This window comes from Enterobacter sp. CPE_E1241 (assembly GCF_045618265.1).
GTDB lineage: Bacteria > Pseudomonadota > Gammaproteobacteria > Enterobacterales > Enterobacteriaceae > Enterobacter > Enterobacter adelaidei.
Genome location: NZ_JBIWYV010000001.1, coordinates 4,654,333 through 4,668,654, shown reverse-complemented (window position 1 = coordinate 4,668,654; position 14,322 = coordinate 4,654,333). Strand labels below are relative to the sequence as shown.

Here is a 14,322-nt window from a genome sequence, read left to right as displayed (position 1 = left end):
GGAGAGGGAAACAATGCCATTAGCATCTTACTGCGGATAAGGTACCCAATCTCCGCCGTTCAGGCGAACGTACGGTTTGTTCTGATACTGAATCACCACTGCGTTGGCGTTCTCAGAGACTTCTGCCGTTTGCGGCAGATTGCTGGTGAGCTGATCCCAGTTCACGCTATCTTCCACAAACAGCTTCCCGTCAACGGCACGGGCAACCAGTTCTGAGATAGCCAAATAGCTGGTTGGCTGGGTGATCTCAATCGGTGCGCCCTGATGGGGTGCTTTCATACCAAAGAACTTAATACCTGCAGGCACGTTGGTAATGGACGGGCTTGGGATATCACGCAGACCTGACACTTGCATCCTGTCGCCTTTCAGCGCGCCACCGTGTTCAGGTACCACAACCACCATCACTTTACGGCCTGATTTTTCCAGCTCCGTAAAGAATGCGTCCAGCTCGTCGAAGAGTTTCTGCGCACGCACCTTATAGTCTGCCGTTTTGCTCACGCCCGGGAAATGGTTACCGTCGTGAAGCGGCAGGGTGTTAAAGAATGTCGCACTGCGAGGATTATTATCCTTTTCGATGGTCTGCAGCCAGCGTTGCAGCACGGCGGTATCGTCATAAACAGGTGAACCGTCGAAGCCCAACAGAGAAACCGGCAGACCCGTTTGATCCATCAGCGGAGCCTGCATTCCTCCTTCCTGACGTACCTCTTTCAGGAAATCACCAAACACACCGTTATGACCCAGCATCAGATGCTGTGTAAAGCCCAGTTTTGCCAGGTTATCGAACAGATAGCACTGGTTTCCGGCCGGTTGATACAGGTTTTTATGTGATGGCTGGCCGCAGCTTGCGCGCAGCAGACGAATTGCCGCCGGGCCGCTGTACGAGGTTGCAGAGTTGAAATCTTTAAACTGAATGTCGAAATGTGACCACAGCGGATGCGACATCAAACCTGCAGCATCCACATCTGCCCACGAGAGTGAACAGATGTTGATCACCAGCAGTTCAAAGGGCTGAGCATCTGCCGGTAGCGCATCCGGGAACTTAGTCTGTCGCTTATCTTCCGCGGTATAGAAGCTGGAAAGCCAGGCGTTCAGGTTAGTGGAGGTCGGCGGTGCGGTCTGGGTAGGGATATCCCCCACCACAGGCGTCTCGCTCGCCGTCGCGACGGTTGCTGCTGCACTGCCACCGGTGGTGGTGACGGTTGTCGTCGGTTGACCCGCAGGCCACAGAGAAAAACCGGGGCCTGCAAGCGTCAGCACGTTAAGCCAGATCATAATGGCGACGACAAACACCGTGACGCGGATCCACTGTGACAGAAATAGCCATGCAACCAACAGCACAAAGACGGCACCAATCATCTGCCAGTTAATAAAGCGCTCGGTCAGGTCAAGGACATAGCTGGCGCTAAACCCGGCCACCTGCGATCCCTGGCTCATAATGCTGTCTGGCCCCGGTAGCCAGGTATCATGCCAGAACAGTGCAAAGCCGACAGGAATGGCCACCCAGTGGCGTAAGCGATGCAGCCTGATATTTGGCAGAGGCATCAGCAGGAAGGCCATAAACACCAGGTTGAGAAGAGGATGGAAATTCAGATAGCCTGCCCAAAGCAGACCAAACTTCACCAGAAAGTAGAAGTTCCAGCCAGAAAGGCCGCGCCAGTATTGCCACAGCGGCGAGGGTGACGAAGCGGTATAGGTAGAATTAGTCATGTTTTCGGTCTGCCTTGACGTGTGATGCCCGTGTCAGTGTTCCGGCTGGTTTTACATAGCGAGGTTTTACAAACAGTATTCTGGCCGTATCGCGGATACGACGCAGTGAATGGCGCGCGTAGTAGCCAAGCGGGAAAAAGATCAGCGCGCAGAATACGACCAGTTGAATGATATCGCTGATACTCATGATGGTGCGTTCTCCCCATTCTCAGTTAATAAGCGAAGGGGTTCCGGAACCCGACGCCAGACGTGTCCATCATGTCTGGCATTGAGAATCGGTTTAACCTCACTCTTGATAACGAGTGGTTTAACCCATTGTTCAGGCTTGAGGGCGCGCATCTGCACCAGCTCTGCACTGATAGAGTTATCTTCGAACCAGATCATACGGTTAGAGAAAATATCCCCGGTTGGCAGGGGGAAGATGTGGTTAAGCGCGGTATCAAGATCGTTTACCCGACAGAAGGATAAAAACAGTACCAGACGATTGTCGCCAATGGTCATGATGTCCCCAGTGCGGTTCGGGCGGCATAACGTGAGAGCCTGTTCAACGCGAATACCAGGTACAGGGCGCAGGGCAACCATGACCCCTTTTCCGTCTGCCGGAAGCAGCGTGTTATTCATCATGTTGCTGACGGCGTCGCAGAAAGTATCCCATTTTTGGTATCCACGCAGTTTCATCGGCTGCGTCATTGAGAGCAATGTGGCTACATCTTCCGGGACATGGCGGCTGAACTGCTGGCCCTGAACGCTTTCGATAAGCGTCAGGCAGCGGGACAACGGCGCATTCCATGGAATGACCATATTTGCACCGCAGCCCAAAAGCAGACGCTCATCGGTGGCGCGCAGGCTGGTATTGTTTTCACGCACGATTATTTTTAATGCGCTTCCGCGCTGGCGGCGTAAGGTGTGGATTTGCCTGGCCAGCGTCTCAATCTGGTTATTCTGCATCAACGAGAACACAATCGTTGCTGCCTGCGTTGTGCGGGCTTCATGAAAAAGCGCTTCGTTAGATTCAAACAGTGACCAGTTTTCTGACAGAGCAGGTGCTCCCTCTAAAACCGCAATATGGCTCAAAATACGTTTTTCATCACTACGTGGTTGCACCACGGTTTCTTCCTGCTTTGCCAGGTGCCACTTACCCTCGATATGTTTAAGGGTCAGCTGTTGCCTGGCGCTCACGCCTTTTTCATTACACCAGAATGCAATGTCGTAGAGATAGCTGCCCACCTGATCGCGCACACTTGCCAGACCGAACAGGGAACGATATTCACCCATTAAAAGTGAGAAGAGCTTGTCATTATTACTGCCAGGATTGATTATCAATAGCGTGCAATTTTGAAATTTTGTCCATTTATTGATTTTTTCCAGCCAGGCCAGCAGTTTTTCTGCGGGGATATTTTGCAGGACGTTATTTGCACATTTAAGAATCACTAAATGGTGATCCGGATCAATAGTGCACTGAACGTCGCGGGACAAAAAGTATAGACTATCGACTTCCGCTGGCATGGAAAATAATCGCACAGACTGCGGTCCGCGGTCACTTTCGAGCGAAATAATTTTCTTCGGGTCTTCGCCCATGCTAATGACGGCTACGCGGGAATCCTTATCCTGCGCGGCAATTGTCTGGTTTACCAGACTGATAGCATCTTCATTTCGGTCCGTATTAATCCACCAGACTCCTCCGACTGGCATGTGGCTCAATTCGTCCCATAATGACTGGATGCCAATAGAAAATATGGAGTCCACGGTGTCCCTCTTTTCGTCTAATTTATCTGTATCTCAGTTTACTAGCGAAAGCGTAGAAATAAACCTAACATTGAAATTAAAGAACATCAGATTTAGCATGTAAATGAAATTTGATAGGCAGGATGCCTCGCGACTTCTGAACATGCGATTTTACTCAAAGGGATGGAAGAGAATGGATAATAATGAACCCGGTACCCCAGTCGACTCAACCCTGGGTTACACATTCCAGAATGATTTTCTGGCGCTTACGCAGGCCTTTTCTTTACCTGAAATAGATTACACCGATATTTCCCAGCGGGAACAGTTGGCTGCGGCTATTAAACGTTGGCCGTTATTAGCTGAATTTGCCCATCAACAATAAGGGAGCCATTGATGGCCATACTCGGATTACAAGGCATCCGTGGCGGGGTGGGTACCACATCCGTGACTGCGGCGCTGGCGTGGTCATTACAGCTTTTAGGTGAGTCGGTGCTGGTTATTGACGCCTGCGCCGATAATTTGCTGCGTATGTCGTTTAACGTCGACTTTACACGTGAGGAGGGGTGGGCCCGCGCGCTGCTCGATGATAAAGACTGGCGGGATGCGGGTATGCGTTATACCTCCCAGCTTGATTTACTGCCTTTTGGTCAATTGACCACTGCGGAACGCGAAAATGAGGCGGCTTATCAGCGTCTTTTTTCGCAATTCACGCTTGCGCTGCAGAGCCTGAAAGAAAAAGGGCACTATAAATGGATCCTGCTGGATCTGCCGCATGGCTCCGGCACGCTGACCCGACAGCTTATCGCGCAGTGCGATCATGTCCTCTCGATCGTGAACGTCGATGCGAATTGCCATATCCGTTTGCATCAGCAAGGGCTGCCTCAGAATGGACATATTCTGATTAACGATTTACGCATTGGCAGCCAGATCCAGGACGATCTGTATCAGGTGTGGCTGCAAAGCCAGCGCCGCTTGCTTCCGATTGTCATCCATCGTGATGAGGGAATGGCGGAATGCCTTGCCTCTAAGCAACCGCTCGGGGAATACCGCAGCGATTCACTGGCGGCAGAAGAAATTCTGACACTGGCTAACTGGTGTCTGCTGAACTTCGCCAACGCGGCGGAGCCTGCGGGGAGTTCGGTATGAGTCGTCTCGCCAGCTGGTTACTCATCCCGCCGGTCAGTTCGAGTTTGAGCGAACATTACCGGCATTTTCGTCGGCATGGTGCTTCGCCATTTAGCGCCGCGCTCGGCTGTTTCTGGATGATTCTGGCCTGGATGTTCATTCCACTCGAACACCCGCGCTGGCAGCGCATACGTGCACGGCACAGTGAGTTATACCCGCATATTAACCCAGACCGGCCACGGCCTTTGGATCCGGCGCGATATCTTATTCAGGCCATCTGGCTGGTGGCAACGTCCCCCCGGTCGGAGAAAAAAGTGCCGCACTGGCGCAGCTTCTCTCGCGTTCAGCAGTTACGTGAGCGGTACCATCAGTGGCTGGATAGATTGCCCGATAGCGTTACCGATAAGACCAGCCATCTGGACAACCATAAAGAGCTCGGGCATCTCCACCCGGGCTTGCGGCGTTTTATTCTCGGCGTGATCGTCGTCTTCTCGCTCATCCTGGCGCTGGTCTGTATTACGCAACCCTTTAACCCGCTGGCACAGTTCACCTTCCTGATCCTGCTGTGGGGCGTGGCATTGCTGGTTCGCCGTATTCCGGGGCGTTTCTCAGCCCTGATGCTGATTGTATTGTCGTTGACCGTCTCCTGCCGTTACATCTGGTGGCGTTATACCTCAACGTTGAACTGGGACGATCCGGTCAGCCTGGTGTGCGGTCTGATACTGCTGTTTGCAGAAACCTACGCGTGGATTGTACTGGTGCTGGGCTATTTCCAGGTGATCTGGCCGCTCAACCGCCAGCCGGTTCCGCTGCCAAAAGATACCGCGCAGTGGCCGTCGGTTGATCTCTTTGTGCCCACCTACAACGAAGATCTGAGCGTGGTGAAAAACACCATTTATGCCGCGCTGGGTATCGACTGGCCAAAAGATAAACTCAAAGTCTGGATACTCGACGACGGCAACCGTCCGGCGTTCCGCCAGTTTGCGGAAGAGGTGGGCGTAGAGTACATCGCCCGTCCAACTCACGAGCATGCTAAAGCCGGGAACATCAACAACGCGCTGAAGTATGCCACAGGCGAGTTTGTCTCGATCTTTGACTGCGACCACGTGCCGACGCGCTCGTTCCTGCAGATGACCATGGGCTGGTTCCTGAAAGAGAAAGAGCTGGCGATGATGCAGACGCCGCACCACTTCTTCTCGCCAGATCCGTTTGAACGTAACCTCGGCCGTTTCCGTAAAACCCCGAACGAAGGCACGCTGTTCTATGGCCTGGTACAGGATGGGAACGACATGTGGGATGCCACCTTCTTCTGTGGCTCCTGTGCGGTTATCCGCCGCAAACCGCTGGATGAAATTGGGGGTATTGCGGTTGAAACGGTCACCGAAGATGCGCATACCTCGCTGCGTCTGCACCGTCGTGGTTATACCTCTGCCTATATGCGTATTCCACAGGCTGCCGGTCTGGCAACGGAGTCACTGTCGGCGCACATTGGTCAGCGTATTCGCTGGGCACGCGGCATGGTGCAAATATTCCGTCTCGATAACCCACTGATTGGGAAAGGGCTCAAGCTGGCGCAGCGTCTTTGCTACGTCAACGCCATGTTCCACTTCTTGTCCGGTATCCCGCGGCTGATCTTCCTGACTGCGCCACTGGCCTTCCTGCTTCTTCATGCTTACATCATCTACGCCCCGGCGCTGATGATTGCGCTGTTTGTTTTGCCGCACATGATCCACGCGAGCCTGACGAACTCGAAGATTCAGGGTAAATACCGCCATTCATTCTGGAGTGAAATCTACGAAACGGTGCTGGCCTGGTATATCGCCCCGCCAACGATGGTGGCGCTGATTAACCCGCACAAAGGTAAATTTAACGTCACCGCGAAGGGCGGTCTGGTGGAAGAGGAATACGTCGACTGGGTGATCTCCCGTCCGTATATCTTCCTGGTATTGCTGAACATCGTTGGCGTTATCGCGGGTATCTGGCGCTACTTCTATGGCCCGGAAAACGAGATCCTGACCGTGTTTGTGAGTATGGCATGGGTGTTCTACAACCTGATTATCCTCGGTGGCGCAGTTGCCGTGTCTGTAGAGAGCAAGCAGGTACGTCGTGCGCATCGTGTTGAAATCTGTATGCCTGCAGCGCTTGCCCGTGAAGATGGACATCTCTTCTCCTGTACCGTGCACGACTTCTCTGACGGTGGTCTTGGGATCAAAATCAACGGTCAGGCGAAAGTGCTGGAAGGGCAAAAAGTTAACCTGCTGCTTAAACGCGGCCAGCAGGAGTATGTCTTCCCGACGCAAGTTGTTCGTGTGGCCGGGGATGAAGTCGGTCTGCAGCTGATGCCGTTGACCAAAAAGCAGCATATTGATTTTGTGCAGTGTACGTTTGCCCGCGCGGATACGTGGGCTCTCTGGCAGGACAGCTTCCCGGAAGATAAACCTCTGGAAAGCCTGCTGGATATTCTGAAGCTGGGGTTCCGTGGCTATCGTCACCTTGCAGAATTTGCCCCGTCGTCGGTGAAAATAATTTTCCGGTCACTTACTTCGCTGGTTTCCTGGGTCGTGTCGTTCATTCCTCGTCGTCCTGAGCGGGATGAGGCGAAGCAGGCGGACCCGGTTATGGCTCAACAATGATGATAACGCGATGAAAACAAAACTTTCCTGGTTATGTGCAGTGGCAATGGGGATGAGTGCAATCCCCGCAACAATGGCTAATGCAGCTCCTGATAACGCAGCGGCAACGCCTGCGCCAACGGTGCCTGTCGTCGCGCAAGCAACCGATGCGGTTGTCACTGCGGCACCCGGTCAAACAGAAAATATCACTCCTAACCAGCCAACGGAGGGGAACACCCTGCCGGCAGACAGCCAGGTCATCGGGCAGGTGATGCCGGGCGTTCGGGGAGCGAATGCGCCCGTTGTTGCGGACAATGCCCCGTCACGGGATGTGAAGCTGACCTTTGCGCAAATTGCGCCCCCTCCGGGAAGTATGGTGCTGCGCGGCATCAACCCTAACGGCGGTATTGAATTTGGTATGCGCAGCGATGAGGTCATCTCTAATGCGGTGCTGAACCTGGAATACACCCCATCGCCGTCGCTGTTGCCGGTGCAGTCTCAGCTGAAGGTTTACCTGAATGATGAGCTGATGGACGTTCTGCCCGTCACGAAAGAGCAGCTGGGTAAAAAAACACAGGCTCAGGTGCCGATCAATCCGCTGTTTATCACCGACTTTAACCGTATCCGTCTGGAGTTTGTCGGTCATTACCGTGATGTCTGTGAAAACCCGGCCAGCAACACGCTGTGGATGGATGTGGGACGCAACTCCTCGCTGCAGATGACCTACCAGTCACTGGCGCTGAAAAACGATCTCTCAGCGTTCCCCATTCCGTTCTTTGACCCGCGCGACAACCGTCCGCTAACCCTGCCGATGGTCTTTGCCTCTTCCCCGGATGTGACCGAGCAACTCGCGGCCACGATTGTGGCATCCTGGTTTGGTTCGCGTTCCGGCTGGCGCGGGCAGAGCTTCCCGGTGATGTACGATAAAATGCCGGACAGAAACGCGATCGTCTTTGCGACCAATGCCAAACGACCCGCTTTCCTGCGCGAGCATCCAGACGTCAAAGCGCCAACCATTGAAATGGTAAGCCACCCGGATAACCCGTACGTGAAGCTGCTGGTGGTCTTTGGTCGTGATGATAAAGATCTGGTACAGGCTGCAAAAGCGATTGCCCAGGGCAATGTCCTGTTCCGCGGTAGCAGTGTTGTTGTGGATGAAGTTAAACCACTGCTGGCGCGTAAACCTTATGATGCGCCAAATTGGGTACGTACCGACCGCGCAGTGACGTTTGGTGAGCTGAAAACGTATGAAGAACAGCTGCAGGCGACCGGGCTTGAGCCTGCGCCAATTAGCCTGTCACTGAATCTGCCGCCGGATCTGTACCTGCTGCGTACCAACGGGATTGATATCAATCTGAACTACCGTTACACCGCGCCGGTAACGAAAGATAGCTCGCGCATGGACATCAGCCTGAACAACCAGTTCCTGCAATCGTTCAGCCTGCAAAGTACGCAGGATACAAACCGACTGATGCTTCGCCTGCCGGTGTTGCAGGGGCTGCTGGACGGTAAAACGGATGTCTCTATCCCGGCGCTGAAGCTGGGTGCGGTAAACCAGCTGCGCTTTGATTTCCAGTACATGAACCCGATGCCTGGTGGTTCGATAGATAACTGCGTGACCTTCCAGCCTGTACAGAACCACGTCGTGATTGGTGATGAGTCGACCATCGACTTCTCGAAGTATTATCACTTCCTGGCGATGCCGGATCTGCGTGCATTTGCTAATGCGGGCTTCCCGTTCAGCCGTATGGCCGATCTCTCTGAATCCATTGTCGTTATGCCAAAAGCGCCAAATGAAGGGCAGGTGACAACGCTGCTGGATACCATGGCGACCGTCGGCGCACAGACGGGCTTACCGGCAATTAACGTCACGTTGACTGATGATGGTAGCCAGATCCAAAACAAAGATGCTGACATCATGCTGATCGGTACCATCCCGGATAAGCTGAAGGATGACAAACGTATCGATCTGCTGGTGAAAGCGGCTCAGTCGTGGGTTAACACCCCGATGCGCCAGACCGAGTTCCCGAGCATCATGCCGGATGTTAACGATCGCCAGGCCAGCGTGCAGACGGCCGTAACGTCTCAGGGAGCCATGGCTGCGGTGGTGGGCTTCCAGTCACCTTACAACGAGCAGCGTAGCGTTGTGGCTCTCCTCGCGGACAGCCCACGTGGGTATGAACTGCTCAATACCGCGATGAACGACAGCGGTAAACGTGCCGCGATGTTTGGTTCGGTATCGGTAATACGTGAGTCTGGCGTCAATAGCCTGCGCGTAGGTGATGTGTATTACGTCGGCCATCTGCCATGGTTCGAACGTCTGTGGTATGCGCTGGCTAACCATCCGGTTCTGCTCGCCATCCTGGCCGCGGTCAGTGTGGTTCTGCTGGCGTGGGTGCTGTGGCGTCTGCTGCGTATCATTAGCCGTCGTCGTCTGAACCCGGATGAGTAAGATGTGATGAAAGCCTTTCGCTGGTGTGCATTAGCAGCGTTGATGCTGGCGGCGCTTCCTCTTCGCGCCGCCTGTACCTGGCCTGCCTGGGAGCAGTTTAAAAAGGATTACATCAGTGAGGGCGGGCGTGTCATTGATCCCAGTGACACGCGCAAAATTACGACGTCGGAAGGGCAAAGCTACGCCTTGTTCTTTGCCCTGGCCGCTAACGATCGCAAAGCGTTTGACCTGTTGCTAACGTGGACGCGCGATAACCTTGCCAGTGGCACTCTCAATGACCACCTGCCGGCCTGGCTATGGGGGCAGAAAGACAAAGAAAACTGGGCCGTCATTGATACCAATTCCGCCTCAGATGCCGATGTCTGGATAGCATGGTCACTGCTCGAAGCGGGCCGGTTGTGGAAGCATCCGGAGTATACCCGCACGGGTAAAGCACTACTTAAACGCATTGCCAGCGAGGAAGTGGTAAACGTGCCCGGTCTCGGCGCGATGTTGCTTCCCGGCAAAGTGGGTTTTGCTGAAGAGAAAAGCTGGCGCTTCAACCCCAGTTATTTACCTCCGCAGTTAGCGAGCTATTTCACGCGCTTCGGTGCTCCGTGGACGACCCTTCGTGAAACCAATCTCCGTTTGCTGCTGGAGAGTGCGCCGAAAGGTTTTTCGCCGGACTGGGTGCAATATCAGAAAAACAAAGGCTGGCGGTTACAGCAGGATAAGACGCTGGTAGGAGGCTACGACGCTATTCGCGTCTACCTCTGGGTGGGGATGATGAGTAATAACGATCCCCAGAAGGCCCGGCTCCTGACGCGCTTCCAGCCGATGGCGGCAATGACAACGAAACACGGTGTGCCGCCGGAGAAAATGGATGTGGCGAGTGGAAAACGCACGGGTAAAGGCCCGGTCGGTTTCTCTGCCGCTATGCTACCTTTTTTACAACAGCGTGATGCCCAGGCGGTTCAGCGCCAGCGCGTTGCAGACCATTTTCCCGATAATAATGCCTATTACAGTTACGTACTGACCCTCTTTGGGCAAGGATGGGATCAGCATCGTTTTCGCTTCACCGCTAAAGGTGAATTAATACCGGATTGGGGCCAGGAATGCGCAAGTTCACAGTAAATCTACTCAGTTTATCGCTTAGCCTGGCATTGATGCCGCTGGCTCAGGCCGCTAACTCTCCGCAGCAGAGACAACTGCTGGAACAGGTTCGGCTGGGTGAATCAACTCAGCGTGAGGATTTGGTTCGACAGTCACTCTATCGCCTTGAGCTGATTGACCCGAACAACCCTGACGTCATTGCCGCACGTTTTCGTTACCTGCTTCGTCAGGGTGATACCGCTGGTGCGCAAAAAGAGCTGGATCGACTGAAAGGGATCGCGCCGGGCTCCAGTGTTTATCAGTCATCACGTAATACGATGTTGCTCTCCACCCCTGATGGCCGCCAGCAGCTACAGCAGGCCAGATTGCTTGCTACGACGGGGCACACTCAGGAGGCGATTGCCGCCTATGACAAGCTGTTTGACGGCAACCCACCGAGTGGCGATCTGGCGACGGAATACTGGAATGTCGTGGCGAAAGATCCTGCCCGCCGTAATGCAGCGATTAACCAGCTCAAGAAAATAAATACCAGCAGCCCCGGAAATACGCAGCTGCAGGCGACGCTGTCTCAGCTTCTGTTCCAGAGCGGACGGCGCGATGAAGGCTTTGCGGTGTTGCAGGAAATGGCCAAATCCACCAATGGCCGTAATCAGGCGTCAGATTTGTGGTATGAGCAGATAAAAGGCCAGCCTGCCAGCAGCGCCAGCGTGAGCGCGTTGCAAAAATATCTGAGCGTGTTCAGCGACGGTGATAATGTCGCGGCGGCACGCTCACAGCTTGAAGCACAACAAAAACAGCTTGCTGACCCGGCGTTCCGTGCGAAAGCGGAAGGGCTGGCCGCGGTGGATGCCGGACAGAGCGGTAAGGCGGTAGCTGAGCTGCAAAAAGCCGTCAGCTCCAACCATGCCGACAGTGAGGCGGTGGGAGCCCTGGGGCAGGCTTATTCCCAGAAAGGCGATCGCGCCCGCGCAGTGGCACAGTTTGAAAAGGCGATTGCCCTCGATCCGCAGAATGATAACCGGGGTAAATGGGACAGTTTGCTGAAGGTCAACCGTTACTGGCTGCTGATCCAGCAGGGGGATGCGGCGCTGAAGGCGAATAACCCGGCGCAGGCAGAGCGTTACTATCAGCAGGCACGTAATATAGACAATACCGACAGTTATGCCGTGCTGGGGCTGGGAGATGCCGCAGCCGCGCGTAAAGATAACGACGCGGCAGAACGTTATTATCGCCAGGCGTTACGTATGGATAGCGGCAACAGCAATGCGGTTCGCGGACTGGCCAATATTTACCGCGCGCAGTCGCCGGAGAAAGCTTCGCAGTTTATCCAGTCGCTGTCTGCCAGCCAACGCCGGAGCATTGATGATATTGAACGTAGTCTGACCAACGAGCAGCTTTCGGCCCAGGCAGAACAGCTGGAGAATCAGGGTAAATACGCCCAGGCAGCAGAAATTCAGCGTCGCCGTCTGGCACTCTCTCCTGGCGACGTGTGGATAACGTATCGACTGTCGCGCGATCTCTACAGCGCGGGTCAGCGCAGCCAGGCGGATACGCTGATGCGTCAGCTTGCCAGCCAGAAACCGTCAGATCCGGATCAGGTCTATGCCAGCGGGCTGTATCTCTCCGGAAACGATCAGGACCGGGCTGCCCTGGCGCATCTGGACACGCTTCCACGTAACCAGTGGAATAGCAACATTCAGGAACTGGCCGACCGCCTGCAAAGCAACCAGGTGCTGGAAACCGCCAACCGCCTGCGCGACAGCGGCAAAGAGAAAGAGGCAGAAAACCTCCTTCGCCAGCAACCGACCTCCACTCGAATTGACTTAACCCTGGCAGACTGGGCACAGCAGCGCGGCGATCTTAATGAGGCAAAAACGGCTTACAGTGCCGTGTTGCAGCGTGAGCCGCAGAACGAGGATGCGCTTCTCGGTCTGACTGAAATTTACAGTGCGCAAGGTGACAAGGATGCCGCGCGCGCCGAACTGGCAAAATTGCCAGCCGCACAAAATGGTCAGCCGTTATCGCTCAATATGCAACGCCGGATTGCGATGGCGCAGGCCGGTCTGGGTGATTCCGCTGCCGCAGAACAAATATTCAACAAAATCATCCCGCAGGCCAAATCGCAACCCGGTTCCATGGAAAACGCGCTGGTATTACGTGATGCTGCGCGTTTCCAGGCACAAAACGGCCAACCTCAGCAGGCGCTGGATACCTATAAAGATGCGATGGTCTCGTCTGGTATCACGACGACGCGCCCGACCGACAACGACAGCTTCACCCGTTTGACGCGTAATGACGAAAAAGATGACTGGCTGAAGCGCGGTGTGCGTAGTGATGCCGGTGATTTGTACCGCCAGCAGGATGTTAACGTCACGCTGCAACATGATTACTGGGGCTCCAGCGGTACGGGCGGTTATTCCGATCTGAAAGCGCACACCACCATGCTGCAGGTTGATGCCCCGCTCTCTGATGGGCGTATGTTCTTCCGCAGCGATCTGGTCAATATGGACGCCGGATCGTTTGAGACGAAGGACGGGAAGTACGATCCGACCTGGGGTACCTGTTCTGCAACACCGTGTAGTGGCAACACCCATCAGTCAGACAATGGCGCGAGCGTCGCCGTTGGCTGGCAGAATAAAACCTGGGCGATGGATATTGGTACCACGCCAATGGGCTTTGATGTCGTCGACGTGGTGGGTGGTGTCAGTTACAGCAGCGATCTGGGGCCTATCGGCTATACCGTTAACGCCCATCGCCGGCCAATTTCCAGCTCTCTGCTGGCCTTTGGCGGGCAAAAGGACACAAATACCGGCACCACGTGGGGTGGCGTACGCGCTACGGGTGGTGGTGTGAGTATCAGCTATGACAAAGGTGAGGCGAACGGCGTCTGGTCGAGCCTGAATGCGGAAACGCTGACGGGGAAAAATGTGGAAGATAACTGGCGCGTCCGCTGGATGACGGGTTACTACTACAAGCTGATTAATCAAAACAATGAGCGCCTGACGGTCGGTGTCTCCAACATGCTGTGGCACTACGATAAAGATCTGAGCGGATACTCTCTGGGTCAGGGCGGCTACTACAGCCCGCAGGAGTATGTCTCCTTCGCCTTGCCGGTGACCTGGCGTAAACGCACGGAAAACTGGTCCTGGGAGTTGGGTGGCTCGGTATCCTGGTCTCACTCAAAAACCAAAGACGGCATGCGTTATCCTATCCAGAGTCTCATCCCGGATAACCAGGTGGATGCCAATGGTGACCCGATGTATACCGATAAGCATAATCCCGAAACGGGCAGCAGCTCTTCGGGTACGGGTTATACCGCACGAGCCATTATCGAACGCCGGGTGACCTCCAACTGGTTTGTAGGCATGGGCGTGGATATTCAGCAAGCGAAAGACTATACCCCAAGCCATGCGTTGCTGTATGTACGCTACTCTGCTGCAGGCTGGCAGGGCGATATGGACTTACCGCCGCAGCCGCTTATCCCTTACGCGGACTGGTAATCGGATTTTCCTTAATCCATTTGTAAGTCTCTCTTAATAGCGTAGCAATCGGGTATACTCAGGCGCGCCAGGTTTACACCCTGGTGCGCCCTGCGCTTCGAGTTTTGTG

9 protein-coding genes are annotated in these 14,322 nt (G+C 54.5%); 6 read left to right on the top strand and 3 right to left on the bottom strand.

Annotated features, from left to right (window positions below; all coding sequences use genetic code 11):
* Positions 1 to 27: 27 nt before the first annotated feature.
* From bcsG to bcsE, 3 genes are read right to left on the bottom strand one after another with little or no spacing between them, the layout of a single operon-like run.
* Complete coding sequence (bcsG, locus tag ACJ9Y9_RS22820; protein WP_028018363.1) at positions 28 to 1,707, bottom strand: cellulose biosynthesis protein BcsG; 1,680 nt, start codon at positions 1,705 to 1,707, stop codon at positions 28 to 30.
* Positions 1,700 to 1,897, bottom strand: a complete 198-nt coding sequence (bcsF, locus tag ACJ9Y9_RS22815; RefSeq protein WP_028018362.1) for a cellulose biosynthesis protein BcsF — start codon at positions 1,895 to 1,897, stop codon at positions 1,700 to 1,702. The genes bcsG and bcsF overlap by 8 nt, the downstream gene beginning before the upstream one ends.
* A complete protein-coding gene (gene bcsE, locus ACJ9Y9_RS22810; protein WP_028018361.1) occupies positions 1,891 to 3,453 on the bottom strand; it encodes a cellulose biosynthesis c-di-GMP-binding protein BcsE in 1,563 nt (520 codons plus the stop codon). Before bcsE ends, bcsF begins: the two co-directional genes overlap by 7 nt.
* A 172-nt stretch (positions 3,454 to 3,625) precedes the next feature.
* Between bcsE and bcsR the strand changes: the two genes are divergently transcribed.
* Genes bcsR through bcsC form a run of 6 tightly spaced genes read left to right on the top strand, consistent with a single transcriptional unit; the run spans position 3,626 to position 14,213 of the window.
* A complete protein-coding gene (bcsR, locus tag ACJ9Y9_RS22805; protein WP_008503237.1) occupies positions 3,626 to 3,814 on the top strand; it encodes a cellulose biosynthesis protein BcsR in 189 nt (62 codons plus the stop codon).
* 11 nt (positions 3,815 to 3,825) lie between these two features.
* The gene (gene bcsQ / locus ACJ9Y9_RS22800) at positions 3,826 to 4,578 is read left to right on the top strand and encodes a cellulose biosynthesis protein BcsQ (protein WP_028018360.1); all 753 of its coding nucleotides are present in this window, start codon (positions 3,826 to 3,828) and stop codon (positions 4,576 to 4,578) included.
* Positions 4,575 to 7,190 (top strand): UDP-forming cellulose synthase catalytic subunit, encoded by a 2,616-nt coding sequence (bcsA, locus tag ACJ9Y9_RS22795; protein WP_028018359.1) that lies wholly within the window; start codon positions 4,575 to 4,577, stop codon positions 7,188 to 7,190. Before bcsQ ends, bcsA begins: the two co-directional genes overlap by 4 nt.
* Before the next feature lie 10 nt (positions 7,191 to 7,200).
* A complete protein-coding gene (bcsB, locus tag ACJ9Y9_RS22790) occupies positions 7,201 to 9,621 on the top strand; it encodes a cellulose biosynthesis cyclic di-GMP-binding regulatory protein BcsB (RefSeq protein ID WP_050482926.1) in 2,421 nt (806 codons plus the stop codon).
* Between the two features lie 6 nt (positions 9,622 to 9,627).
* Positions 9,628 to 10,734 (top strand): cellulose synthase complex periplasmic endoglucanase BcsZ, encoded by a 1,107-nt coding sequence (gene bcsZ, locus ACJ9Y9_RS22785; RefSeq protein WP_028018357.1) that lies wholly within the window; start codon positions 9,628 to 9,630, stop codon positions 10,732 to 10,734.
* The gene (gene bcsC / locus ACJ9Y9_RS22780) at positions 10,716 to 14,213 is read left to right on the top strand and encodes a cellulose synthase complex outer membrane protein BcsC (protein ID WP_028018356.1); all 3,498 of its coding nucleotides are present in this window, start codon (positions 10,716 to 10,718) and stop codon (positions 14,211 to 14,213) included. Before bcsZ ends, bcsC begins: the two co-directional genes overlap by 19 nt.
* Positions 14,214 to 14,322 lie beyond the last annotated feature (109 nt).